General features: G+C 72.2%; 25 protein-coding genes. 9 read left to right on the top strand and 16 right to left on the bottom strand.

The genetic code is table 11. From position 1 onward, the window contains the following. Positions 1-24: 24 nt before the first annotated feature. The 5 genes from AB0903_RS12615 to AB0903_RS12595 all read right to left on the bottom strand — a co-directional run bounded on the left by AB0903_RS12615 (position 25) and on the right by AB0903_RS12595 (position 3969). Positions 25-1212 carry a cytochrome P450 gene (locus AB0903_RS12615; RefSeq protein ID WP_366701850.1) on the bottom strand — a complete coding sequence of 396 codons (1188 nt, stop codon included), beginning with the start codon at positions 1210-1212 and terminating at the stop codon, positions 25-27. Then, positions 1209-1910 (bottom strand): tRNA-dependent cyclodipeptide synthase, encoded by a 702-nt coding sequence (locus tag AB0903_RS12610; RefSeq protein ID WP_366701848.1) that lies wholly within the window; start codon positions 1908-1910, stop codon positions 1209-1211. Before AB0903_RS12610 ends, AB0903_RS12615 begins: the two co-directional genes overlap by 4 nt. A gap of 205 nt (positions 1911-2115) precedes the next feature. Continuing rightward, the gene (locus tag AB0903_RS12605; protein WP_366701846.1) at positions 2116-2571 is read right to left on the bottom strand and encodes a DUF6083 domain-containing protein; all 456 of its coding nucleotides are present in this window, start codon (positions 2569-2571) and stop codon (positions 2116-2118) included. A gap of 108 nt (positions 2572-2679) precedes the next feature. Further along, positions 2680-2973 (bottom strand): MazG-like family protein, encoded by a 294-nt coding sequence (locus AB0903_RS12600; protein ID WP_366701990.1) that lies wholly within the window; start codon positions 2971-2973, stop codon positions 2680-2682. A gap of 192 nt (positions 2974-3165) precedes the next feature. Then, on the bottom strand, positions 3166-3969 hold the full coding sequence (locus tag AB0903_RS12595) for an SDR family oxidoreductase (RefSeq protein WP_366701844.1): 804 nt from the start codon (positions 3967-3969) through the stop codon (positions 3166-3168). Between the two features lie 131 nt (positions 3970-4100). On the opposite strand from AB0903_RS12595, the gene AB0903_RS12590 reads away from it, so the two are divergent. Next, positions 4101-5732, top strand: coding sequence for an alkaline phosphatase D family protein (locus tag AB0903_RS12590; protein ID WP_366701842.1), 1632 nt, complete (start codon positions 4101-4103; stop codon positions 5730-5732). A gap of 224 nt (positions 5733-5956) precedes the next feature. Here AB0903_RS12590 and AB0903_RS12585 read toward each other — a convergent pair whose 3' ends face one another. After that, the gene (locus AB0903_RS12585; RefSeq protein WP_366701840.1) at positions 5957-6955 is read right to left on the bottom strand and encodes a Gfo/Idh/MocA family oxidoreductase; all 999 of its coding nucleotides are present in this window, start codon (positions 6953-6955) and stop codon (positions 5957-5959) included. A gap of 103 nt (positions 6956-7058) precedes the next feature. Between AB0903_RS12585 and AB0903_RS12580 the strand changes: the two genes are divergently transcribed. The 4 genes from AB0903_RS12580 to AB0903_RS12565 all read left to right on the top strand — a co-directional run bounded on the left by AB0903_RS12580 (position 7059) and on the right by AB0903_RS12565 (position 11483). Next, positions 7059-8372, top strand: coding sequence for a multidrug effflux MFS transporter (locus AB0903_RS12580; RefSeq protein WP_366701838.1), 1314 nt, complete (start codon positions 7059-7061; stop codon positions 8370-8372). A 385-nt stretch (positions 8373-8757) separates the two neighbouring features. Next, positions 8758-9780 (top strand): small ribosomal subunit Rsm22 family protein, encoded by a 1023-nt coding sequence (locus AB0903_RS12575; protein ID WP_366701836.1) that lies wholly within the window; start codon positions 8758-8760, stop codon positions 9778-9780. Positions 9781-9820: 40 nt separating this feature from the next. Continuing rightward, positions 9821-10438, top strand: a complete 618-nt coding sequence (locus AB0903_RS12570; RefSeq protein ID WP_366701834.1) for a TetR/AcrR family transcriptional regulator — start codon at positions 9821-9823, stop codon at positions 10436-10438. A 286-nt stretch (positions 10439-10724) separates the two neighbouring features. Continuing rightward, on the top strand, positions 10725-11483 hold the full coding sequence (locus AB0903_RS12565; protein ID WP_366701832.1) for a bifunctional DNA primase/polymerase: 759 nt from the start codon (positions 10725-10727) through the stop codon (positions 11481-11483). Between the two features lie 255 nt (positions 11484-11738). On the opposite strand, the gene AB0903_RS12560 is transcribed toward AB0903_RS12565, so the two are convergent. Next, entirely contained in the window at positions 11739-12725 is a 987-nt protein-coding gene (locus tag AB0903_RS12560) for a hypothetical protein (RefSeq protein WP_366701988.1), read from the bottom strand. Continuing rightward, positions 12613-13575 (bottom strand): FTR1 family protein, encoded by a 963-nt coding sequence (locus tag AB0903_RS12555; protein ID WP_366701831.1) that lies wholly within the window; start codon positions 13573-13575, stop codon positions 12613-12615. Before AB0903_RS12555 ends, AB0903_RS12560 begins: the two co-directional genes overlap by 113 nt. A gap of 334 nt (positions 13576-13909) precedes the next feature. Between AB0903_RS12555 and AB0903_RS12550 the strand changes: the two genes are divergently transcribed. Beyond that, entirely contained in the window at positions 13910-14740 is an 831-nt protein-coding gene (locus AB0903_RS12550; RefSeq protein ID WP_366701830.1) for a PhzF family phenazine biosynthesis protein, read from the top strand. Positions 14741-14763: 23 nt separating this feature from the next. On the opposite strand, the gene AB0903_RS12545 is transcribed toward AB0903_RS12550, so the two are convergent. Both AB0903_RS12545 and map read right to left on the bottom strand, forming a co-directional pair. After that, the gene (locus tag AB0903_RS12545) at positions 14764-15426 is read right to left on the bottom strand and encodes a biliverdin-producing heme oxygenase (protein WP_366701828.1); all 663 of its coding nucleotides are present in this window, start codon (positions 15424-15426) and stop codon (positions 14764-14766) included. 134 nt (positions 15427-15560) lie between these two features. Then, complete coding sequence (map, locus tag AB0903_RS12540) at positions 15561-16418, bottom strand: type I methionyl aminopeptidase (protein WP_366701826.1); 858 nt, start codon at positions 16416-16418, stop codon at positions 15561-15563. A gap of 58 nt (positions 16419-16476) precedes the next feature. Here map and AB0903_RS12535 point away from each other — a divergent pair, with 58 nt between their 5' ends. Then, the gene (locus AB0903_RS12535; protein ID WP_366701824.1) at positions 16477-16719 is read left to right on the top strand and encodes a hypothetical protein; all 243 of its coding nucleotides are present in this window, start codon (positions 16477-16479) and stop codon (positions 16717-16719) included. A 270-nt stretch (positions 16720-16989) separates the two neighbouring features. Here the strand turns inward: AB0903_RS12535 and AB0903_RS12530 are convergent, their stop codons facing one another. Further along, the gene (locus tag AB0903_RS12530) at positions 16990-18282 is read right to left on the bottom strand and encodes an MFS transporter (RefSeq protein WP_366701822.1); all 1293 of its coding nucleotides are present in this window, start codon (positions 18280-18282) and stop codon (positions 16990-16992) included. A gap of 63 nt (positions 18283-18345) precedes the next feature. Continuing rightward, positions 18346-18975, bottom strand: coding sequence for a hypothetical protein (locus AB0903_RS12525; RefSeq protein ID WP_366701821.1), 630 nt, complete (start codon positions 18973-18975; stop codon positions 18346-18348). A gap of 107 nt (positions 18976-19082) precedes the next feature. On the opposite strand from AB0903_RS12525, the gene npdG reads away from it, so the two are divergent. Together npdG and AB0903_RS12515 are read left to right on the top strand one after the other, a co-directional pair. Beyond that, on the top strand, positions 19083-19802 hold the full coding sequence (npdG, locus tag AB0903_RS12520; RefSeq protein ID WP_366701819.1) for an NADPH-dependent F420 reductase: 720 nt from the start codon (positions 19083-19085) through the stop codon (positions 19800-19802). Positions 19803-19921: 119 nt separating this feature from the next. After that, complete coding sequence (locus AB0903_RS12515) at positions 19922-20107, top strand: hypothetical protein (RefSeq protein WP_366701817.1); 186 nt, start codon at positions 19922-19924, stop codon at positions 20105-20107. Between the two features lie 25 nt (positions 20108-20132). Here the strand turns inward: AB0903_RS12515 and AB0903_RS12510 are convergent, their stop codons facing one another. The 4 genes from AB0903_RS12510 to AB0903_RS12495 all read right to left on the bottom strand — a co-directional run bounded on the left by AB0903_RS12510 (position 20133) and on the right by AB0903_RS12495 (position 23539). Further along, entirely contained in the window at positions 20133-20933 is an 801-nt protein-coding gene (locus AB0903_RS12510; RefSeq protein WP_366701815.1) for a site-2 protease family protein, read from the bottom strand. A 324-nt stretch (positions 20934-21257) separates the two neighbouring features. After that, positions 21258-22082, bottom strand: coding sequence for an ABC transporter permease (locus AB0903_RS12505; protein WP_366701813.1), 825 nt, complete (start codon positions 22080-22082; stop codon positions 21258-21260). Beyond that, positions 22079-23086, bottom strand: a complete 1008-nt coding sequence (locus AB0903_RS12500) for an ATP-binding cassette domain-containing protein (RefSeq protein WP_366701811.1) — start codon at positions 23084-23086, stop codon at positions 22079-22081. Before AB0903_RS12500 ends, AB0903_RS12505 begins: the two co-directional genes overlap by 4 nt. Positions 23087-23176: 90 nt before the next feature. Next, positions 23177-23539 carry a cupin domain-containing protein gene (locus tag AB0903_RS12495; protein WP_366701986.1) on the bottom strand — a complete coding sequence of 121 codons (363 nt, stop codon included), beginning with the start codon at positions 23537-23539 and terminating at the stop codon, positions 23177-23179. Positions 23540-23559: the final 20 nt, after the last annotated feature.

Genomic DNA, 23559 nt, shown 5'->3' with positions numbered 1-23559 from the left:
TGGGCGGATCCGCCCGGTGGGCTCTTACCAGGCGACGGGCAGGCGCTCCGGGATGCGCTTCATGAACCCGGTGCGCCACACGAGCTGGTCGACGGGGACCGCGAGACGCAGGCGGGGCATCCTGTCGAGGAGTACCTCGATCGCGATCTCGGCATGCTTCTTCCCGAGGGCGGTGGCCGGGCAGTAGTGCGCGCCACCGCCGAACGACAGGTGGGTGCCCGCGTTGGCCCGGTCGATGTCGACGGTGTGCGGGTCCGGGAACTCGGCCGGGTCGGTGTTGGCCGCCTCGACGAGGACGAGGACGAGTTCGCCCCGCTTCACCACCGTGTCGCCGAGTTCGATGTCGTCGAGGGCCAGGCGGGGCAGCCCGTCGGCGATGGACAGGTTGATGCGCAGCAGCTCGTCCACCGCGGCCGGGATCTTCTCCGGGGCCTTCTGGAGCTGGTCCCACACCTGCGGATTCTGCATCAGTGAGAAGAGTCCCATGGTGAGGAAGCCCATGGTGGAGATGACGCCCGCGCCGAACATCGTGACGCCGACGGTGGCGAGCATCTCGTCGGTGAGGTGCGTGTAGCCGGGCCGGCCCCGGAGGGTGGCGAGTTCGGCCATGAGTCCCGTGGTCGCGGGATCGTCGAGCCGGTGGACCATGTAGGCGATGTCGCGGTCCCAGTTGAGCCGTGCCCCGGTGACGGGGTACGCCGAGTTCATGAACGCGATGTCGAGACTGGCGGCGAGGCGGTGCGCGTCCGCCTGGGGTACGCCGAGGATGCGGCAGTGCAGATGCTCGGCATAGGGGTTGGCGAACCGGCCCCTCAGGTCCACCGGCGGTCCGTAGGCGCGGAGTTCGTCGGCCAGGTCCTCCGCATGGCCGCGCATCCAGTCCGTGAGTCCCTCGGTCTTCGGGTTGATCGCCTTCAGTACGGCCTTGCGCAGCCCGGCCCCGGTGATGTTGCCCATGTTGTTGACCACCTCGGGCGGGATGGTCAGCGCGTACTGCCGGGGCACACCGGGGGCGGAGGTGTCCTTGAGGCTGAACCGCGGATCCTCGAGGACCTGCTTGCACAGGGCGTACGAGGACACCAGCCATGCCTCGTCGCCGGCGATGGTGCGCACGCGCTTGACGGGCTCGGCGCGCAGGGCCTCGATCTGCGGCGGGAGACGGTCGCCGCGTGCGGAGAACGGGAAGTCGAGCAGGGTGTCAGTGCTGGTCACGGTTGGTCCCCTTCGGCGGGAGTGACGATGGCGTGTCCCTGGTTGCGGGAGGCGCGGAGGCCGGAGCCGCGGGAGTAGAGCAGATCGGCGAGGGGCAGCGCCTGGTGGTAGCAGTTGAGCGAGGAGGAGACGCCGAGGATGGCCGGGGTGTCGAGGAACAGGGGAGCTTCGGCGGCGATGTACCGCAGACAGACCTCACGCTGGTGGGCGGTGCTGGTCCCGCCGCCCAGCACTTTGGAGGAGAGGAACGTGTCGACCAGCGCGTCGCAGGTCGTGCGGAAATCGTGGTCGTGGGCGAGCAGTTCGCTCAGATGGGCGTGGAGTTCGCGGTAGGCCGTGCCGGTGGTGAGGTCCGACATGGGCCTGGCGTGTACGCGGCTGCCCGCGGGGTCGGCGTCCCGGGCGGCGTTGGTGACCTTGGCGCGTACGCCGCGGAGGTTCTTCACGGCCTTGCGGCGTGCGTCGTCGGGTGGATAGCCGAGGGCCACGTACATGTCCGCGACATGGAGATCGGTGTAGACGAGGTCGACCTGCCGGAAGTGGCGGGCGCCCCAGTGGGCCAGGTCGGTGACGCGCTGCGCGGAGAAGTACGAGTTCCCCGGGGAGATACCGATGACAGCGTGTTCACCTTCGTCGTGAATCACCTGGCAGTGCGGTGTGTACGGCTGGACGGTGAAGAGTTCAACTGCTGTGGTCAACAGAGGTCTGGTCCTTCACGCCGTCGCTAGTCCCATAGGGGCCCTGCGCCCCTGGTGTGGCGACAGCGTCACGGACAGTACTCGATCGAAAAACCGGGATCCACCGTAACCGGGCAGTAACTCACCTGTCGGACAGGGACGTTGACGTTGAACGGTCATCCTTCAGGAGGCGGCAGTGGCGCGGGGCCGGGCTGGCCCGCTGTGCTCAGACCCGCTGGCGGGCGTTGCGCCGCCACAGGGCGAGCAGGGCCGGGGTGTCGGGCGGGGCGGAGCGGGCCGGGCAGACGTCGGCGTGGCCGACGCGGCAGACGGCGGACGGCGCGGTGGCACGGAGGTCGACGGCGGTGTGCCGACGGCGGCCTGGCGGCACGGACTCGGCGGGCTGCGTGCCCGGCTCCAGCAGCATCCAGCGGCCGGCGGCCGTCCGGTGCCACTCGGCGGTGGCTCCGCAGTGGCGGCAGGACGTACGGCGCGGGGTGTCGCGGTCCGGCAGGGCGGCGAACGCCAGGTCGGCCCCGGCGGCCGTCAGGACCTCGCCCAGCCGGACGGGGTCACGGCCGGCGGTCCGCCCGGTGCGCTCGCACCGGCTGCACAGAACGGTGCGCCGGCGGGCGTCCAGGCGGGCGTCCGGGCCGTCGCACGATGCGCATCGAAAGCCCAACTCCGGCCCCCCATCGGTCCGTTGCGGCGTGACGCCGTGTCCCCCACCCGGAAGTCTTCCGAGCGTGGCGGACTTGAAACCCCGCGCATCGCCTGCCGCGCGGGGCCGTCAGCCGTCCAGGGAGCGGTTCACCACCCGGTCCAGGTGGAAAGTGAAGGTCTCCGCCGCGTCCGGGGTGAGGGTGCGCAGCGCCACCATGGCCGTGATGACGACGTCGCACAGCTCCGACTCCACGTCCTGCCAGCTGTGCGTGGTGCCCTTGCGCGGGTTCTGGCCCTTCGCGCCGATGACCGCCTGTGCGACCTCGCCGACCTCCTCGGAGAGCTTCAGTACCCGCAGCAGCACCTCCTGCTCCGGCGGATGTGTGCTGTTCTCCTGCAGCCAGGCGTGCAGGCGGCCGATGCTCTCCCAGTGATCCCGGCTGTCCCGCTGATCCCGGCCGTCCCGACTGTCCCGTGGGTTACGGCGGTCCCAGCCACCCCGGTGATGTCGGTGATCCGAGCGATCCGGGTGATCCTCGCGCTCCATGGCGCCAGCCTGCCATGGATCCGTCCAGCCCCGGTGCGGACCCCGGCCCCCTCCGGGCGCGGTCCGTCAGCCGCGTCCGATGAACGGCATGTTCGTCGCGAGTACCGTCGCGAACTGCACGTTGGCCTCCAGCGGCAGTTCCGCCATGTGGCGTACGGTCCGTGCCACGTCGCCCACGTCCATCACCGGCTCCGGGGCCAGTTCGCCGTTGGCCTGGAGGACGCCCGACTGCATGGCGCTCGTCATGTCGGTGGCCGCGTTGCCGATGTCGATCTGGCCGCAGGCGATCGAGTGGGGCCGGCCGTCGAGAGACAGTGACTTGGTCAGGCCGGTGAGTGCGTGCTTGGTGGCCGTGTACGGCGCGGAGTTCGGGCGCGGCGTGTGTGCCGAGATCGAGCCGTTGTTGATGATGCGGCCGCCCTGGGGCGTCTGCTCCTTCATCTGGCGGAACGCCGCCTGTGCGCACAGGAACGCGCCCGTCAGGTTGGTGTCGACGACCTTGCGCCACGCCTCGTACGGCAGGTCCTCGAAGCGGACGCCGCCGGGGCCGAACGTACCCGCGTTGTTGAACAGCAGGTCCAGCCGGCCGTAGCGCTCGCGGACGGTGGAGAAGAGCACGGCCACTGCCTCCGGGTCCGTCACGTCCGCCTGGACGCACAGCACCTCCGCGTCCTGCCGGACGTCACGGATCAGCGCCGCGGTCTCCTCGAGCGTCTCGTTACGCCGACCGGCGAGTGCCACTGCCCACTTCGGGCCAACCGTCGGACCGGCGGCCGTGTCCTGCCCTGTTCGTGCCAGTTCGAGTGCGACGCTCCGGCCGATGCCGGAACCCGCGCCCGTCACCACCGCGATCCTCAGTGCTGCGTTCATGGCCCGCAGCGTACGCGGCGCTGCCCTGCGCGGAACTCATCCGACCGCCATGCGGATGTTGTGTCCGCGACAACTCGGATTCTTCGGCTCCGACTCCAATGCGACTGACGACAGCCGACAGGGAGGGCCACATGACACCCGCTCACACGACCCACTCACCCGAGTTGAGGGCGGCCGCCGCCCGGCACCTCGGCCGGCGTACCGTGCTCACCGCCACAGCCGCCGCCGCGGCACTCGCCTTCTCGGTCGACCTGCCCGGCACCGCACACGCCAGGACCGTCAACGGCCGGAAGATCACCGAGAACCCCTTCACCCTGGGCGTCGCCTCCGGCGACCCGCGACCCGATTCCGTCGTGCTGTGGACGCGCCTCGCGCCGAAACCATACGAACCGGGCAGCGGGCTGCCGCAGGCGAGCGTCCAGGTGCAGTGGGAGGTGGCGTACGACGACGCCTTCGCCCGGATCGCCAAGCGGGGTTCCGTCGCCGCCCACCCCGAGTTCAACCACAGCGTCCACGTCGAGGCCGCCGGCCTGGAGGCGGGCCGCGTCTACTACTACCGCTTCCGCACCGGCACCTGGATCAGCCCCGCCGGCCGCACCCGCACCGCACCCGCGCCCGGCGCCGTCCTCGGCGAGCTGAGACTGGCCGCCGTGTCCTGCCAGGCGTACCACGACGGGTACTTCACCGCCTACCGGCATCTCGCGGCCGAGGATCTCGACGTCGTGTTCCACCTCGGCGACTACCTCTACGAGTACGCCGTGAACTCCGCGGGCGGCGCCCGCAACTACACCGACCGCGTCCTGCCCGCCCACTTCAACCGGGAGACGGTCACCCTGGAGGACTACCGGCTGCGGTACGGCCTCTACAAGTCCGATCCCGACCTCCGCGCCGCCCACGCCGCCCACCCCTTCGTCGTCACCTGGGACGACCACGAGACGGAGAACAACTACGCCGACGAGACGCCCGAGAACGGCGTACCGCCGGAGGAATTCCTGATCCGCCGGGCCTCCGCCTACCGCGCGTACTGGGAGAACATGCCGCTGCGCGCGCCGCAGCAGCCCTCCGGCCCCGACATGCAGCTGTACCGCCGGCTGCACTTCGGACAACTCGCCCAGTTCGACGTGCTCGACACCCGCCAGTACCGCTCCGACCAGGCGTACGGCGACCGGGCGCACGTTTCGGGACCCGAGTCCGAGGACCCGTCGCGCACCATGACCGGCGCGCAGCAGGAGCGCTGGCTCATCGACGGCTGGCGCGCCTCCACCGCCACCTGGAACGTCGTGCCGCAGCAGGTCAACTTCTCGCGGCGCGCTCTGGACCTCAACGCCGACCCCAAGCTCAGCATGGACGCCTGGGACGGCTATCCCGCCTCCCGCGACCGCGTCCTCGACGGCGCCCGGTCCGCCGGCGTCGAGAACCTGATGATCCTCACCGGTGACGTGCACGTGGCCTACGCGTACGACATCAAGCGCGACTACGAGACGCCCGGGGCCGAGGTGGTCGGTACGGAGATCGTCGCCACCTCCGTCTCCAGCGGCAAGGACGGCGCCGACAAGCCGGCCACCTGGGACACCTACACCCGGGCCAACCCCCACCTGAAGTTCTACAACGGCCGCCGCGGCTACGTGACGGTCACCCTCGGCGCGCAGCAGGCGCGCGCCGACTTCCGCACGGTCGCCGCGGTGACGACGCCGGGCGCGCCGGTCACCACGACGGCCTCGTTCGTGACCGAGGCCGGCAACCCCGGCCTGCAGCCGGCCTAGCCCCGGCAGCCGCACTCCCCGGCCTGCCCGACGCCGGACGGTTCAGCGCGGTCCCGTCCGGTCCCGTCCGGTCCCGCCCGGACCTGGGCGGTGCGGGACGGTTCGGCGCGGACGGTTCACGCGCCGACGGTCCGCCCGCGGACGGTGCACGCACTGCACACACCGACGGTCCGCGTGCCGACGGTCCGCCCGCGGACGGTGCACGCACTGCACACACCGACGGTTCACGCGTGGACGGTCTCGCTCGGGAAGCGGACGCCGATGCGGTCACGGACCGCGTCGAGCGTCCGCATCACGGCCAGCGTGCCGTCGAGCGGAACGAGCGGGGACTCCTTCTCGCCCGCCCGTACGGCGCGCATCACCTCGGCCGCCTCGTGCTCCAGCGAGTCCCGGCGGCCGTCGAAGAGGAACTCCTCCGGCTCCTCGCCGTCGCGGTGGAGGACGAAACGCTCGGGGAAGAAGAACCCGTCGGGCACGTCGATCCGGCCCGCCGTGCCGGTCACGGACGCCGTGACCGGGGTGGCGGCCGTGATCGAGCAGGACAGCAGCGCCGTCGCACCCCTGTCCGACCAGCCGAGCAGGATCCCGGTGTTGAGGTCGACGCCCTCGGGGGACAGCAGCGCGTCGGCCTGCACCCGGTCCGGCTCCCCGAGCAGCAGCTGCGCGAAGGAGACCGGGTAGACGCCGAGATCGAGCAGGGCGCCGCCGCCGAGCGCGGGGTCCCGCAGCCGGTGCTCCGGGGCGAACGGGCCCGCCAGCCCGAAGTCGGCCTGCACGGTGCGCACCTCGCCGATCGCCCCGTCGCGCACCAGCTCGGCGATACGGCGGACGGCCGGGTGGCAGTACATCCACATGGCTTCCATGAGGAACGTGCCGCTGGCGCGGGCCAGTTCGACGAGCTCCGCCGCCTCTGCCGCGTTCAGGGTGAACGGCTTCTCGCACAGCACCGGCTTTCCGGCCTCCAGGCACAGCCCGGCCGCGGCCCGGTGCGCCGAGTGCGGCGTTGCGACATACACCACATCGACGTCCGCGTCCGCCGCGAGCGAGGTCTGGTCGCCGTACGCCCGAGGAATCCCGAACCGGTCGGCGAAGGCCCTCGCAGACGCCTCCGTACGCGACGCCACCGCCACGACCTCGGCGTCCGGCATCCGCTTCAGGTCCTCGACGAACCGGGCTGCCATGCCGCCGGTCGCCAGTACGCCCCACCGCACGGTGTCGCTCATTCTTCGCCCACCCCTGTCCCTGCCCGATGTTCACGCGCAAAAGGTCTCGATCAGTCCGGACGAGCTGAGAGCATAGATGTTGAAAATAGGAATAGGAGCTGAGATGCCGGAGAGCGGCCAGAGCAAACAAGGACAAGTAGCGCAAACCGGACCGGCATCCGCGCCCTCACCCCCACCGGTGGCCCCCGTTTCCACCGGCGTTGCCGCGGCACGCCGGGCCGGGCTCGTCGTCACGCTGGTCCTCGGCGGCCTCACGGCGCTGCCGCCACTGTCCATGGACATGTACCTCCCGGCGATGCCCGCCGTCACCGACTCGCTGCACGCGCCCGCCGCGACCGTCCAGCTCACCCTCACCGCGTGCCTCGCAGGCATGGCCCTCGGCCAGCTCGTCGTCGGCCCGATGAGCGACAAGTGGGGGCGCCGCCGCCCGCTGCTCGCCGGCATGCTCGTGTACATCGTCGCCACCGCGATCTGCGCGTTCGCGCCGACCGCCGAAATGCTCATCGCCTTCCGGCTGTTGCAGGGCCTCGCCGGCGCGGCCGGCATAGTCATCGCCCGTGCGGTCGTCCGCGACCTCTACGACGGCGTGGAGATGGCCAGGTTCTTCTCCACCCTGATGCTGATATCCGGCGTCGCACCGATCATCGCCCCGCTCATCGGCGGCCAGGTGCTGCGCGTCACCGACTGGCGCGGCATCTTCGTCGTCCTCACCGCCGTAGGTGTCCTGCTCACGCTCGTCGTCGTCAAGTGGCTCCACGAGACCCTGCCGGTGGAGAAGCGGCACGGCGGCGGAGTCGGCGAGGCGCTGCGCACCATGCGCGGCCTGCTCGCCGACCGGGTCTTCGCCGGCTACATGCTCACCGGCGGACTCGCCTTCGCCGCGCTGTTCGCGTACATCTCGGCGTCGCCGTTCGTGGTGCAGGAGATCTACGGCGCCTCGCCGCAGGCGTTCAGTCTGCTCTTCGGCGTCAACTCGATCGGTCTGATCACCGTCGGCCAGATCAACGGCAGACTCCTCGTCGGCCGGGTCAGCCTGGACAAGGCGCTCGGCTTCGGCCTGGCGGTCATCACCCTGTCGGCGACCGCGCTGCTCCTCATGACGGCGGGCGTCTTCGGCGAAGTGGGGCTGTTCCCGATCGCGGCGGGACTGTTCGTGCTGATGTCCGCGATGGGGCTGGCGATGCCGAACACCAACGCGCTCGCCCTGCTGCGCACGCCGCACGCGGCCGGTTCGGCGTCGGCGCTGATCGGCACGGCGTCGTTCCTGATCGGCGCGGTCGCGTCGCCCCTGGTCGGTATCGCGGGGGAGGGGACGGCGGTGCCGATGGCCGTGGTGCAGCTGGTGTGCGGAGTGGGGGCGGTGGCGTGCTTCGTCGGCCTGTGCAGGCCGTGGCAGCGGAGGCCCGAGGCGGTCTGAGACCGGGGCGGTGTGACGCGGTGGGCGCGGGTACGGGCACGGGTGCGGATGCGGTGGGTGGCGCCTGCGGCGGGCTTGCCCCCTGCCCGCCCCTTCCCGAACCGGGGCAAGCCCCGGACCCCGTACCGCGCTTCACGCGGTTCCGCAATCGCCCGCCTCGCCGGGGGCGCCTCCCACGGCCGCCGGGCCGTAGGGGAGGTCGAGGCGGGGAGGCCCGGGGCTGAGCCCCGCCACGCGGCGGAGCCCCGCCACGCGGCTGAGCCCGCACATTCGATGCAGCGGGAAGGGGCGGGCAGGGGAAACGCCGTACCGGCGGCCCCCACCCGCGGCGCCGCCCCGTGCCGCGGCCCCGCACCAGCCGCCCACCCCCGCGTACACTCTCTCGGTGACCGTCACCACCCCCACCGCCGACACCCTCCGCGTCGCCCTCGCCCGGTTGCTGGACGGGCTGCCGCCGACGCAGGCCGCGCGGGCCGTCGAGCGGCTGATGGCCAACTACCGTGGGGAGACGCCCACCGCCGCGCCCATCCTCCGGGACCGCGGCGACGTCGTCGCCTACGCCGCGTACCGGATGCCGGCGACCTTCGAGGCGGTGCGGTCCGCGCTCGGCGCGCTGCGGGCGGCGGTGCCGGGCTGGGTGCCCGTCACGCACACCGACATCGGCGGCGGCACCGGCGCCGCGAGCTGGGCCGTGGCCGACGCGTGGGGCGGAGCGGCGGCGCCGAGGACGACGGTGTTGGACTGGGCGGAGCCCGCGCTCGCGCTGGGCCGTGAGCTGGCCGCCGCCTCCCAGGTGCCCTCGCTCCGCGAGGTGCAGTGGCGCCGCTCCCGTATCAGTTCGGCGCTCCGTATCGAGAGCACCGATCTCGTGACCGTCTCGTACGTCCTGAACGAACTCACCGCCGCCGACCGGGCCGCCGTCGTCGCGGAGGCCGCCCGCGCGGCCCGGGCCGTGGTCGTCGTGGAACCCGGCACCCCCGACGGCTACGCGCGGATCATCGAGGCCCGTGACGCCCTGATCGCCGCCGGGATGCGGATCGCCGCGCCCTGCCCGCACAGCGCCGCCTGCCCCATCGAGCCGGGCTCCGACTGGTGCCACTTCGCCGCCCGGGTCTCCCGTTCCTCCCTGCACCGGCAGATCAAGGGCGGCTCGCTCCCGTACGAGGACGAGAAGTTCAGCTATGTCGCCGCGACCCGGACACCCCTGGAGCCCGACCCGGCGGCCGCGCGGGTCACCCGCAAGCCGCAGATCCGCAAGGGTCTCGTGCTCCTCGACCTGTGCACCGGGGGTGAGGGGCTGCGCCGTGACACGGTGACCAAACGCCACGGGGCCCGCTACAAGGACGCCAGGGACGCGGAGTGGGGCGACGCCTGGCCGCCCCGAGAGGCCGCGAGTGAAGAAGGGTGAGACGAGACGTCTCGTTTTGTCGATTGGTAGGTTGAGGCACATGACAGAGACGAAGGCACCCGACTCCTCCCGCCGCAGCGAGCGCTCCCGTCGCGCGATCTACGACGCCGCCCTGGCCCTCGTCGGTGAGATCGGCTACACGAAGACCACCATCGAGGGCATCGCCTCCCGCGCCGGGGTCGGCAAGCAGACGATCTACCGCTGGTGGCCCTCCAAGGCCGCCGTCCTCCTCGAGGCGTTCCTCGACCTCGCCGGACAGGCCGCCGACGCGGCCGGTCCCGGCGGCTACGAGATCCCCGACACCGGGGACCTCGAGAGTGACCTCCGCCTCGTCCTGCGCGCCACCGTCGACGAGATGAACACCCCCGTCTACGACGCCCCGGCCCGTGCGCTCGCCGCGGAGGGCGTGGTCGACGCGGAGGTCGGGGCGCAGTTCGTCGAAAGGCTGCTCGAGCCGCAGCTCGAGTTGTACGTCACCCGGCTGCGGGCTGCGCAGGAGGCAGGACAGGTGCGGGCCGGGATCGACCCGCGTATCGCTCTCGAACTGTTCGTGGGACCGCTCGCGCACCGCTGGCTGCTGCGTACCCTGCCGCTCACCCACGAGTACGCCGACCTGGTCGTGGACTACGCCGTGAACGGCCTGGCGCCCCGGGACTGACCCGAGCCCCCGGCCCCGGCAGCCCCCGGCCCCGGCAGCCCCCGGTCCGCCCCGGAAGCCCCTGGAAGCCCTGGGTCCGCCGCCGGAAGCCCCGCGGCCGAACCCGGCCGCCGTGCAAGATCCGCGCGCCCCCCTGCGTGCTCCTGCGCGCCCCCGTGCAGCGGATGTGCCCCACCCCGGAGGGCGACGTGCCCCACCCCGGTTGAGGACTGTGGCCACCGAGGGAGCAGGATGGTGGGAGCATGGAAGTGTCCGCGTGGGACGAGCGTGAAGTGTGAGGGGATAGATGGGCGACGGTATCGGCCGCTACCGCAACACGGCGAGCAGGTCTTCCCGGGAGAGCAGGCTGGCGCAGTGGCTGCGCCGCCGGAGCGGGGACACCGGCGCGGAGGACTCGCGCCGCGAGGAGCTGCTGCTGGCCGCCGCCACCGTGGGACTGCCGCTCGCGCCCGCCGCCCACCCCGTCGGCTACCGCTGCTCCTGTGAGCGCATCGGCTGTCCGACCCCGGCCACGCATCCGCTCTCGTTCGCCTGGCAGACCCAGTCCACGACCGACAAGGCACAGATTCAGCGCTGGGCCGAGGGCCAGCCGGAGGCGAACTTCATCACGGCGACCGGCATGGTGCACGACGTGCTCGACGTCCCCCTCGAGGCGGGCCGCGGCGCGCTCGACCGGCTGCTGGAGCGGGGAATCGACGTCGGCCCGGTGGCGGAGGTCGGCGCGGACCGGATGCTCTTCTTCACCGCCACCCGCGGCACCCCGGAGGACGAGGACGAGTGGTGGCCCTGCGCACTGGACTGCCATCCGGAGACGATGGACGAGCACCCCGGCCTGCGCTGGCACTGCCGCGGCAGCTACGTCCTGGTGCCCCCGGCCCGGCTCCCCGGCGACGGTGACCTGGGCGTCGCCTGGGTGCGGGGCCCGGAGCATCCGCTGCCGGACCCGCTGACGCTGCTGGAAACGCTGACGGACGCGTGCGCGAAGTACGCGGGCGAGAACCTGGACATGGACCACCACGCGGTGGCCTGGCCCCTCGGCCGCTGACGCGGCCCACCCGGAGCCGCCGCCCGTCCGGACCCCACCGCGTCCTGGAGCCGCCACCTGTCCGGAGCCCACCGCCCCCGAGCCCTCGCCCGGAGCCGCCACCCGGAACGCCCCGGAGCCCACCCGGAGCCGTCACCCGTCCGGCGCCGCCCCGCCCCCGAGCCGCTCGAAACGCCCCTGGAGCCAGCCGCAGAACCGTCCCGCCCGCTGCCCCGCCTCCGAGCCCCGCCCGGTGCCCCCGAAGATGCCCCGGTGCTACGAGCCCTTCGCCGAGGTCAGTCCCGTCAGGCGGCCTCTTACCTCCACCACCTGGCCGGGCTCGCCCCCGTTGCTCGGCGGTACGACCGCCGCCAGGTTCGAGACCCGCTCCTTGGTGAGCGAGGACTTCACCTCGCCGGTCAGCAACGCCTGCACGTCCGGCACGACCTTCAGCTTGACGCCCTTCGCGGCCGTCTGGCGTTCGAAGTTGCGCACCGAGAAGAACACGAAGCCGCCGCCGTCCTGCGTGACCAGGCCCAGCGGCGCGAAGTCGCCCGTGTTCAGCGGCTGGTCGAGGTACTGGGTGCTCGTCCCGGGCACATTCGCCTTCTTCGCACGGTCGGTTCGCCATGCCGAGGTGTGCGGGCCGGCCTTGAAGTGGTCGGGCTTCCCGCTCTGCAGGTACGAGGAGTACTCCTCGCTCAGATCCCGCGGAGCGACCGCGAGTCCGGTGCCGTCCGGTGCGACGGCCTGGCCGTACCCGTCCTCGTCCATCTTGAAGGGCGGTATCTGCCCGGGGGACAGGATCGTCAGATAGGCGGCCCGCCAGCCGGCGTCGGGAGCGGTCCGTACGAAGAGGAGCACCCAGCGGCTGTCCTGCGCGCCGTCGTCCCGGTCGCGGTTGGAGTCGGTGTCCGCGACGAACCAGCGCGGCCAGCCCGCCTTCTTCGGGATGGTGAACTTGGCGTCGGACAGCTCCAGCGGCGAGTGGTCCGGGTTGCCGTTCGGGAAGTTGGCCTGGCGGGCCTTGAGACCGGCCTGGTTGATCGCCCCCAGCGGACCGGTGACGTGGGCCGCGTCGAGAGCGGGGTCGTACGCCTTGTCGGCCTTGTTGTACGCCTCGGTGAACGCGGCCAGCGCCTGCGCGGCCTCATCGGTCGTCGCCGACGGGACGACCGCCCGCTCCCCGTGCACCGTCACGCACGCGCTCGCCGTCAGGGACAGCACCGCTGTCACCGCGAGCCCCGTCGCCGCCCGACCCAGCCTTCTCATCGGTTGCCTTCTGCTCCTCGACCCCCATGGACCGTCCGAACCCTACCGGGGCCAGGAAAAGGCAGAGCGCCGGGACCAGATACAGCGCCCACACCGTGACCTCGAGGACGGTCGGGGCCGGCCGGAAGGCGAACACGCCCTCGAGCAGCGTCCCGTACCAGCTGTCCGGCGGGACGACGGCGCCGATGTCGAAGGCCCTGTCCGCCGACCCGCCGAGCAACCGGGCGTCCTGGAGATCCTGGACGCCGTGCGTGAGCGCTCCGGCCGTGACCACGACGAGCAGGCCGCCGGTCCAGGGGAAGAACCTCGCCGGGGTGATCCGCAACGCCCTTCGGTGCAGCAGCCCGCACAGTGCGACGGCGGTGGACAGGCCGAGCAGCACGCCCGCCAGTGGGGCAGCGCTGCCGCCGCTCTCCGTCGCGGCACGGACCGCCGCCCACACGAACAGCGCCGTCTCCAGGCCCTCCCGCCCCACCGCGAAGAAGGCGGTGACGGCGAGAGCCGCCGTGCCCGCCGTGCCAGCCCGCGACACGGCGCCCGGCTCCGCCGTCGGGTGCCGGGCCATGTGCCGTACGCGGAAGACCGACCAGGTCAGCAGGCAGCCGGCCACGGCCGTCGGCACCGCGCCGAGCAGTCGGCGCGCCTCGAACGTCAGCTCCTGCGGGCCGCGTTCGAGCAGGAAACCGAAGCCCAGAAAGACGGCGGACGCGGCAGCGGCCCCGGTCAGGACCGGCCGCACCGCGTCGTGCCGGCCCGCCCGCACCAGACAGGCGAGGAGGAGGGAGACGGCCACGCCCGCTGCGAGTCCTTCGCGCAGGCCGATCAGAAGGCTGCCGAACACGTCGGTCCTTTCCGCTTGTTGAAGCGGCCTTGTTGAGGCGAACAGTGATGAACCTATGTGCTGGACACGCCGCGCCCCCGCTCGGGGGACACGTCTCGGTACGGCGAGAGGAGTCCCGGTGCGGCGGCGGCACGGGCTCACCGGCCGCGACCGGCGCCGGTGTCCCGGCCGCGGCGTTGGTCACCGCAGCCGTTCGGCCATCGCAGCCGTTCGGCCACCGCGGCCACCGCGGCCACCGCGGCCACCGCGGCCACCGCGGCCGGTGCGGCCGTGGTCGTCGCGGTCCGTCGCCGGGAAGCCGCCCGCTCCTGACCCGGGATGCTTCAATGCCTGCGTGAACGAACTCGACAGGCCCGGCGTGAGCGGCGAACTCGACGTCCTGCGCGTCTTCTGCGACGGCGACGGCCGGCACGGCGACGCCCTCGGCGTCGTACGTGACCCGCGCCGCCACTCGGACCGGGAGTCCCGACAGGCGCTCGCCGCCGAACTGGGCTTCAGTGAGACGGTGTTCGTCGACGACCCCGAGCGAGGGGTCGTCGACATCCACACCCCCGCGCTGCCCCTGCCCTTCGGGGGGAACCCGCTCGTCGGCACCGCGTGGCTGCTCGACCTGGAAGCCGTCAATCCGCCCGTGGGAGAGGTCTGGACGCGTCACGACGGCGAGTTCACCTGGATCACCGTCCGCGCCGAATGGGCGGCGCCGCCGTGGCGGCTCGAGCAGTACGCGTCACCGGCGGAGGTCGACGGGCTGCCCGCCCTGCCGCCCGGAGACGTGCCGCCCGGAGACGTGCCGCCTGCCCCGCCGCCCGGCGAGGGCGGTCTCTACGCGTGGGCGTGGGAGGACGAGGCGGCCGGCCGGGTGCGGGCCCGTGCCTTCCCGAGGAGCGGGCCCGCCGTCGAGAACGAGGCGACCGGCACGGCGGCGCTGCTGCTGACCGACCGGCTCGGCCGCGCGCTGAACATCACGCAGGGCCGGGGGTCGCAGATCCTGACCGCGCCCGGCCCTGACGGCATCGTCGAGATCGGCGGCCGCGTACGCCTCGCGGCACCCGCCTCCGCACCGGGCCGGCCCACCCGGGCGCCCGTCTCCGTGCCTATGACCCTTCCGGGCCACGGGCGGGCCCGGCTGCCGCACGCGGTGACCGCGCCCGGCCCCGCGTCCTGACGGCGTGGTCCCCGCGGAAGGCCCTACGCACTGAGCGGGAACTCCCGCTCCAGCTCCCGCAGGACGGCCACGTTGTGGTCGAAGGCCCGCCGGCATTCGTCCACCATGCGCTGCTTCTCCAAATCGTCGGCGTCCACCGCGTCCAGCAGTTCGCGGTAACCGCGCTTGAACGCCGCCGGGTTCGGGATCTGCTCGAAGACGTAGAACCGGACGCCGTCGCCCTTGCGGTCGAAGCCCCAGGTCTTCTCCGCCATGTCGCGCACCACCTGGCCGCCGGAGAGGTCGCCGAGGTACCGGGTGTAGTGGTGCGCCACGTAACCGGCGGGCCAGGTCCGCGCGCACTCCTCGATCCGGGCGGCGTACTCGGCCGTGGCCGGCAGCGGTACGAGCTCGTCCGGGCGGACGTCCGCACCGCGCAGGTGCCCGAGGTCCCGTTCGAGCTCGGCGGTGCGCATCAGCTCGGGCCGGATGAACGGACCCGCGACCGGGTCGTCCCGCAGTGCCTCCGCCGCGCCCTCCAGCGCCCGGTAGACGAACCACAGCTCCTCGGTGTACCTCGCGTACGCCTCGACGCCGAGGCGGCCCGCGAGCAGGTGGTCCATGAAGTGGGACGTCTGCACCGTGGTGTGCCGCTCGTGCGAGGCGAGACGGATCTGTGTGGAGAAGGGTGTGCCGGTGGCGTCCAAGGCTGGCCTCCAGAGACCGAAGGGACGGGAACGTGCGGTGACGGCCGTTGCCACCACCGATCCTGCTGCTCAGGCTTACCTGAGTCAATGTGTTCCCGACGTCCTGTCGGTAAGAACGCTACCCGCCCACGGGGTCAGGGCAACGTGAGAATCTCGGCCCCCGTGTCCGTCACCACCAGCGTGTGCTCGAACTGCGCCGTGCGCTTGCGGTCCTTCGTGACCACCGTCCAGCCGTCGTCCCACATGTCGTACTCGTACGTACCGAGGGTGAGCATCGGCTCGATGGTGAAGGTCATCCCCGGCTGGATGACGGTGGTGGCGTGCGCCGCGTCGTAGTGCGGGATGATCAGCCCGGAGTGGAACGACGAGTTGATCCCGTGGCCCGTGAAGTCACGGACGACCCCGTAACCGAACCGCTTGGCGTACGACTCGATGACCCGGCCGATCACGTTGATCTGGCGGCCGGGCTTGACCGCCTTGATCGCACGGTTCAGCGACTCCCGCGTGCGCTCGACGAGCAGCCGCGACTCCTCGTCCACGTCACCGCAGAGGTACGTGGCGTTGTTGTCGCCGTGCACGCCGTTGATGTACGCGGTGACGTCGAGGTTCACGATGTCGCCGTCCCGCAGGACCGTGGAGTCCGGGATCCCGTGGCAGATGACCTCGTTGATCGAGGCGCACAGCGACTTCGGGAACCCGCGGTAGCCGAGCGTCGACGGATAGGCGCCGTGGTCGCACATGAACTCGTGCGCGACGCGGTCCAGCTCGTCCGTCGTCACACCCGGGGAGATGTGCTTGGCGGCCTCCTCCATCGCCTGCGCGGCGATGCGCCCCGCGACACGCATCCGCTCGACGGTCTCCGAGTCCTGGACCTCCGGTCCGGAGTAGGGGGTCGGCGCGGGCCTCCCGACATACTCGGGACGCCGGATGTTGCCGGGGACGGAACGGGTGGGAGAGAGCTCCCCTGGTACGAGCAGCGACTGGCCAGACATGGCAGCGAGTCTAACCAGCCCGGCTGGGGCAGCATGGCCTGAGAGGAAGGAGCCGACGATGGCCCTGTTCAAGAAGCGCACAGTGGGCAAGCCGGGCGAGTGGTACTACTGCCTGAAGCACAAGAAGGTCGAGGAAGGCCCGGAGTGCCCGGCGAAGGACCGTTTCGGCCCCTACACGTCGCGGGCGGAGGCGACGCACGCGATGGAGACCGCCCAGGAGCGGAACCTGGAGTGGGAGAACGACCCCCGCTGGCACGACGCGGATGCGGGCCCGGATTCGCGCCCGACGGACGACGACTGACGGGGGCCGGCGGGTGGAGGCCGTGGGCGGCGCCGCTGCGGGGCTTGTCCCCACCCCGCCCCTTCCCCGTAACCGGGGCAGGCCCCGGACCCCGTACGGCCTTCGGCCGTGCCCTCGATCGCCGGGCGGGCTGCATACGCAGCTCCGCTGGGGGCACCTCCCACGGCCGCCGGGCCGTAGGGGGAGATTGAGGCGCGGGGGCGGGGCAGAGCCCCCGGTTCGGGAAGGGGTGGGCAGGGGAAACGCCCGCCGCCCGCACCCGCCGCCCCGTCACGCCGCCCCCGCCCCCGCCGCGTCGGACGCCCCCGCCGCCCGTCGTGCCGCCGCGTCCGGGTCCGTGTCCGCGTCGTACGTGACCAGCTTCGGCAGCGCCGCCGCCAGCAAGCCCACCGCCGCCACGCACGCCAGCCCGCCGCCCCAGATCGCGGGCCGCGTCCCCGTCCAGCCCGCCATCGCGCCCGCGCGCACCTGGCCCAGCTGCGGGCCGACGCTGTACGAGAGGACCTCGATGCCGGCCAGCCGCCCGCGCAGGCCGTCGGGGATGGTCTGGTTCCAGATCGTCGAACGGCCCAGCCCGCTCAGCATGTCGCCGGCGCCCGCGAACACCAGGCACAGCAGTACCAGCCAGACGTTCGTCAGCAGGCCCGCCGCCGCGACCGCGAGGCCCCATCCCGCCGCGCCGAAGACCACGAGCAGGCCGTGCCTGCGTACCCGGGAGGTCCAGCCGCTGGTCAGGCTGAGCAGTACGGACCCGGCCGAGCCCGCCGCGTACATCAGACCGAGCGACCACTCCGCGTCGAGGTCGTCCGCCAGGAACGGGAAGATCGTGTGAGGGAAGGCGAGCAGCATCGCCGCCAGGTCCACCGCGTACGTCCCCAGCAGCACCGGGCGCGACCACGCGTACCGCGCGCCTTCCGCGATACCGCGCAGGGACGGCTTCTCGGCGTCATGGGCCGGCGGCGCCGGGTCCAGGCGCAGGCACAGCAGCACGGAGACGGCGAAGCCGGCGACCGTGAGCCCGTACGCCGTCGCGTGCCCGGCGTAGGCCACCACGACTCCCGCGACCGCCGGGCCGGCGATCGCGCCGAGCTGCCAGCGGATGGAGTTGAGCGCGGCGGCCGCTGTGAGCTGGTCGTGGGGCACGATCCGGGCCAGCAGCGAGTCGAGTGCCGGGCGTTGCAGTCCCGCGCAGGCCGAGACCCCGGCCGCCACCAGGTACAGCGGCCACAGCAGCGGCTCGGGCAGCGCCGCGTTGACGAGCAGGACGCCGGCCAGCAGACCGAGCGCGGCCTCGGTGACGAGGATCACCTTCCGGCGGTCCACGGCGTCCGCGAGCGCGCCGCCGTAGAGGCCGAAGACGACCAGCGGGACCAGTTCCACCGCGCCCATCGCGCCCACCGCGAGCGGGGAGCCGGTCAGGTCCTTGATCTGGAGCGGCAGGGAGATCATCGCCATCGCACTGGCGAAGTAGGTGACCAGGCCCTGCGTCCACAGCAGCCGGAAGCCGCGGGACGACCGCCATGGCGAGAGATCGGGCAGTACGGCGGAGAGCTTGGAAGTCACGGACGGCCATGCTCCTGCCGCTCAGTGCCCCGGGCAACCGAATTTCGCCCCGGGCCCCCGGCGCTACCAGCGCGCCGGGGGCGGTGCCGTCAGCTGGTCGGCCAGCCGGGACAGCCGGTCCCGCAGGCGGGAGCGGCCGCGCGGCGCGGGCAGGCAGTTCTCGCCCGCCGCCGCGCTCACCAGATGCTGCACCGTGTCGATGTCGATCTCCGCCGCGCCCTGCGCGCCCTCCGGGCCGCCCGCGCCCGGTACCGCAAGCGCCTCGTGTGCCAGGCCGTGCACCTCGGGGTCGCCGTCGCCGAGCGCCAGGACCGTCGCACCCGCCCGCCGCGCGTCGTGGATCCGCTCCAGCAGGCCGCCGCCCGGTGGCGCGGGCGCCACCACCAGCAGGGTCTCGCCGCGTCCGGCCGCCTCGATCCTGCCGAGCCCGACGGCCAGGTGCGCCGGGTCCGCCGCCTCCACCCGGTGCCGTACGAGCGTCGGAGCCAGCTCCGGCTGCCCCGACCACGCCGCCTCGTCGACGAGATGCGCGGCCATGTGCCACGGCTCGTACTCCTCCGTCCCCACCAGCAGCAGCCCGCCGCCCCGGGGCACCACTGCGGAACGCAGCGCATGGGCGAACCGCCGGGTTGCCGCGGGCCACTGGGTTCCGGCGAGGACTTCGCGCAGCAGCGCGACGCGTACGGCATCCATGGTGCGCATCCTGCACCGGCCCGGGGCCGCGCGGGGCCGGGCCGGCCTCGTCTCACCCGAACGGAAACGTCCGTACCCGCGAACTCCCGCGAAGTAGGGTCGGCCCCATGACTACTACTGGTACCGACAGTTCCGGCGCCGCGCCCAAGGCCCCGGCGAAGGACCCCTGGGAGCTTCCCGACGTCTCCGACCTCGTCGTGGGTGTCCTCGGCGGCACCGGCGACCAGGGGCGCGGACTCGCCTACCGGCTGGCCAGGGCCGGCCAGAAGGTGATCATCGGGTCCCGTTCCGTTGAGCGCGCCGAGGCCGCGGCGGAGGAACTGGGCCTGGGCGTCGAGGGCGCCGACAACGCCGAGTGCGCGCGGCGCAGCGACGTGGTGATCGTGGCGGTGCCGTGGGACGGGCACGCCAAGACGCTGGAGACGCTGCAGAAGGAGCTCGTCGGCAAGCTCGTCGTCGACTGCGTCAACCCGCTCGGCTTCGACAAGAAGGGCGCGTACGCGCTCAAGCCGGAGGAGGGCAGCGCCGCGGAGCAGGCCGCCCTCCTGCTGCCCGACTCGCGGGTCACGGCGGCCTTCCACCATCTGTCGGCCGTGCTGCTGCAGGACGAGACGATCGAGGAGATCGACACCGATGTGATGGTGCTGGGCGAGGCCCGCGCGGACACCGACATCGTCCAGGCGCTGGCCGCTCGTATCCCGGGTATGCGGGGCGTCTTCGCCGGACGGCTGCGGGGCGCCCACCAGGTGGAGTCGCTGGTGGCGAACCTGATCTCGATGAACCGCCGCTACAAGGCACACGCGGGGCTGCGCGTCACCGACGTGTAGCGGGCGCCCGCGTGCGGCGGCGGCCGGTGCGGCGGTCGGCGGGTGCGGGGGTCGGCGGGGCATGGGGGACACTGGAGGGGACGTATCACCCCTGAAGGACACGACAGGAGCCGTACCCCATGCCCCGCCTCGCTCTCTACTCGCTCGCCGTCTGCGCCCTCGCCGTCGTCGCGGCGGTGATCTCCTTCGTACAGGGCATGTGGCTCGGGATCGTATGGGTACTGCTCGCCGGGGTGTCGTCGAACATGGCCTGGTACCACCTGCGCCGGGCGAAGGCGGAGCGGGCCGCCGCCGGGCGAGCCTGACGCGCCGGGCGTCCGCCGGGCGCCGTCAGGACGAGGACGCGCAGAATTCGGCCTGCCCGTTCCAGAACTCGAACAGGTCTCGGCCGCAGTAGATGCCGAACTCGTCCACGCCGAGCGCCCCCATGATCCCGTGGATCGCGTCGAAGAACACGGCGTTGACCTCGGGGATGAACAGGATCACGAAGACGATGATCAGGCCGAACGGTGCGATCGGCTCCACCTGCCGGCGCACCTTGTACGAGAGCCACGGCTCGATCACGCCGTAGCCGTCCAGGCCCGGGACCGGCAGGAAGTTCAGGATCGCGGCGGTGACCTGGAGCAGTGCGAGGAACGCGAGCGCGAAACGGAACGCGACCGGCACGCCGTCCAGCGCGTCCAGCCAGAACGGCGCGGTGCACACGGCGGCGAACAGCACGTTCGTCAGCGGGCCCGCCGCAGAGATCACGCTGTGCTTCCAGCGGCCGCTGATGCGGCCCCGCTCGATGAAGACGGCGCCGCCCGGCAGACCGATGCCGCCCATGATCACGAAGACGACCGGCAGCACGATGCTCAGCAGGGCGTGCGTGTACTTCAGCGGGTTCAGCGTCAGATAGCCCTTGGCGCCGATGGAGATGTCGCCGCCGTGCAGCGCGGTACGGGCGTGCGCGTACTCGTGCAGGCAGAGCGACACGATCCACGCGGAGACGACGAAGAGGAAGACGGCGAGCCCGGGGTCGGCCGAGAAGCCGGTCCACACCGCCCAGCCGGTGACCGCCATCACCGCGGCGATCCCGAGGAAGACGGGACTGACGGCACGGTCGCTGTGGCGCCTGGCGGCGGTGGTCATGAAGGTGGCTCCTGGATGCGGCGGGCGTGCCGGACGGCACGGCGGGACGGGTGCGCAGTAGACCGTACCGGTGACACGGGGTGAAGCGTCCAGGAGGCCGTACGCGGTTCCTGCCGCCCGCCTGCCCGCCTGCCCGCCTGCCCGGCGGGAACGGGAACGGCACCGAACCGTGGCCGACGCGGGGACGAGGTGCGGGTGCGTCGTCTCCTGCTCGGCACCGCACAGGCCGTCCGTCCATGACGACGGCATGCCCGCGGCGGCCTCCCTGGGGGAGGCCGCCTCCCCGGCGGATGCCACCGGGCTGAGCCCGCCGTGGACCGGACGTCAGGTCTTCCTGCGGAACCTCGCGACGGCCAGGGGCGCGGTCACCACGGTGATCGCCGCCGTCCAGCCCAGCGTCATCCACACCGACTCGGCGACCGGCCCGCCGTTGATCAGCGCGCGGGCCGCGTCGGCCAGACTGGAGAGCGGGTTGTAGTCGGTGAACGTCTTCAGCCAGCCCGGCATCGTCGACGGCGGCGAGAAGATCGACGACCCGAACTGCAGCGGTACCAGCACCAGCATGGCCACCCCCTGGACGGCCTGCGCCGTCTTCATCGTCAGCCCCAGCAGAATGAAGACCCACGTCAGCGAGGCACCGAAGAGCACCGAGAGCCCGACGGCCGCGAAGAGGCCGGTCGCGGAGGTCTTGATCTCCAGCCCCAGCAGAAAGCCCATGCCGAGCAGAATCGCGATGGCGATCACCATCCGGCCGACCTCGACCACGATCTTGGCGACGAGCACCGACGACCGGGCGATGGGCAGCGTCCGGAACCGGTCCATCAACCCCGTCCTGAAGTCGTCGTTGATGCCCGTACCGACGGCCATGGCGATGTTGAGGCCCATCATCGCCATCAGACCGGGGACCACGTAGTTGACGTACACGTCCTGGTTGCCCTTGCCGGAGATCGCGCCGCCGAAGACGTACACAAAGAGCAGCGTGAACATGACGGGCATCAGCAGGACGTCGAACATCGACTCCGGGTCCTGCTTGATCTGCAGGGCGTTGCGGCGCACCAGCGCGCCGATGTGCCGCAGGCCGGCCCGCAGGCCGATCCGCCCGTCTCCCCGGGGAGCGGCGGCGGGGGCGGTACGTGCTGCCGCGCTCATGCCGCGACCTCCTCGGGGATCGTGCCGGGGGCTTCGGCGGGGACGGGCGAGGTCTTCTCGCCCGTGATGGCCAGGAACACCTCGTCCAGGCTGGGCAGATGCGTGCCGATGTGCGCGATGGGGAATCCCTGGCCGCCCAGCAGCCCGACGACGGCGGTGAGCTGCCGGTCGCTCAGGATCGGTACGTACAGCTGCTCTTCGTCCCGGGCCGTCGTCACCCCTCCGACACCGTCGAGCCCCGCTTCGGTCACCGCCCGAGCCATGGCGGTGAGTTGCGCCGGGTCGCTCGGCCGGATCTCCAGGGTGCGCCCGCCGACCTTCGCCTTCAGTTCGTCCACGGCTCCGCCCGCGATGACCCGGCCCCGGTCGATCACGGTCAGCTCGCTCGCGAGCTGCTCCGCCTCTTCCATGTACTGGGTGGTGAGCAGGACGGTCGCGCCCTCCGCGACCATTCGCCGCACCTCTTCCCAGACCTCGTTGCGGGTACGGGGGTCGAGCCCGGTCGTCGGCTCGTCCAGATAGAGCACGGCGGGGCGGCCGATCATCGAGGCGGCGAGGTCGAGCCGGCGCCGCATACCGCCCGAGTACTGCGCGGCGGGCCGCCCGGCGGCCTCGGTGAGCGAGAAGCGCTCCAGCAGCTCCGCCGCGCGGCGGCGGGCGTCCTTGCGGGACAGGTCCAGCAGCCGCCCGATCATGTAGAGGTTCTCCCGGCCGGAGAGCTTCTCGTCGACCGAGGCGTACTGACCGGTCAGCCCTATGGTGCGGCGCAGCTGCCGAGGTTGCCTCACCACGTCGTAGCCGGCCACGGTCGCGCGGCCGGCGTCGGGGACGACCAGTGTGGACAGGCAGCGTACGAGGGTGGTCTTGCCGGCACCGTTGGGGCCGAGGACCCCGAGGACCGTCCCCTCACGGACGTCGAGGTCCACCCCGTCGAGCGCCTTCGTCTCGCCGTAGTGCTTCACGAGGCCCCGTACCTCGACGGCGTTCTTGTCGGTTCGCGTCATGCCGACCACGGTGCCCGCGTGCGCCGACAGACGGCCGACAAGCTGCCGACAGGCCGCCGACACGTGGTCGGCGGCCCACGTTTTCGCAGGTCAGCGCTTGGCGTAGTCGCCGAAGCCGGCCCAGTCGAGCAACACGCACGGTTCGTCGCCGACGACCCACGCGTCGTGGCCCGGTGCGATGGAGACCAGGTCGCCGGGGCCGATCTCGACGGTCTCGCCACTGTCCATGACGACCGTCATCCGGCCGCTGACGGCGTAGGCCACATGTGCCGCCTCGCAGCTGTCCGTGCCGGCGATCGGCTTGACGTGGGTGGACCAGCGCCAGCCCGGTTCGAACACGGCCCGGCCGACCGGTCCGTGCTCGGTGTTGATGAGCTCCAGCTTTCCCTTCCCGTCCTCGAACGGGCGGGTCTCGTCGGCCGAGTCGAAGTTCCTGCTCATGTTCCTGCTCAAGGTGTCGGCCATGATGTACC

It is taken from the genome of Streptomyces sp. NPDC048389 (genome assembly GCF_040706335.1).
Classification (GTDB): domain Bacteria; phylum Actinomycetota; class Actinomycetes; order Streptomycetales; family Streptomycetaceae; genus Streptomyces.
The sequence above is the reverse complement of the archived record's forward strand: the minus strand, read 5'-3'. Positions and strand labels throughout refer to the sequence as shown.

What these genes read in the sequence shown, in the direction of transcription:
- AB0903_RS12595 (WP_366701844.1), bottom strand. Translation starts at nt 3,969, where the DNA reads ATGAACGCAGCACTGAGGATCGCGGTGGTGACGGGCGCGGGTTCCGGC.
- AB0903_RS12590 (WP_366701842.1), top strand. Translation starts at nt 4,101, where the DNA reads ATGACACCCGCTCACACGACCCACTCACCCGAGTTGAGGGCGGCCGCC.
- AB0903_RS12585 (WP_366701840.1), bottom strand. Translation starts at nt 6,955, where the DNA reads ATGAGCGACACCGTGCGGTGGGGCGTACTGGCGACCGGCGGCATGGCA.
- AB0903_RS12580 (WP_366701838.1), top strand. Translation starts at nt 7,059, where the DNA reads ATGCCGGAGAGCGGCCAGAGCAAACAAGGACAAGTAGCGCAAACCGGA.
- AB0903_RS12570 (WP_366701834.1), top strand. Translation starts at nt 9,821, where the DNA reads ATGACAGAGACGAAGGCACCCGACTCCTCCCGCCGCAGCGAGCGCTCC.
- AB0903_RS12565 (WP_366701832.1), top strand. Translation starts at nt 10,725, where the DNA reads ATGGGCGACGGTATCGGCCGCTACCGCAACACGGCGAGCAGGTCTTCC.
- map (WP_366701826.1), bottom strand. Translation starts at nt 16,418, where the DNA reads ATGTCTGGCCAGTCGCTGCTCGTACCAGGGGAGCTCTCTCCCACCCGT.
- AB0903_RS12535 (WP_366701824.1), top strand. Translation starts at nt 16,477, where the DNA reads ATGGCCCTGTTCAAGAAGCGCACAGTGGGCAAGCCGGGCGAGTGGTAC.
- AB0903_RS12525 (WP_366701821.1), bottom strand. Translation starts at nt 18,975, where the DNA reads ATGGATGCCGTACGCGTCGCGCTGCTGCGCGAAGTCCTCGCCGGAACC.
- npdG (WP_366701819.1), top strand. Translation starts at nt 19,083, where the DNA reads ATGACTACTACTGGTACCGACAGTTCCGGCGCCGCGCCCAAGGCCCCG.
- AB0903_RS12515 (WP_366701817.1), top strand. Translation starts at nt 19,922, where the DNA reads ATGCCCCGCCTCGCTCTCTACTCGCTCGCCGTCTGCGCCCTCGCCGTC.
- AB0903_RS12510 (WP_366701815.1), bottom strand. Translation starts at nt 20,933, where the DNA reads ATGACCACCGCCGCCAGGCGCCACAGCGACCGTGCCGTCAGTCCCGTC.
- AB0903_RS12505 (WP_366701813.1), bottom strand. Translation starts at nt 22,082, where the DNA reads ATGAGCGCGGCAGCACGTACCGCCCCCGCCGCCGCTCCCCGGGGAGAC.
- AB0903_RS12500 (WP_366701811.1), bottom strand. Translation starts at nt 23,086, where the DNA reads ATGACGCGAACCGACAAGAACGCCGTCGAGGTACGGGGCCTCGTGAAG.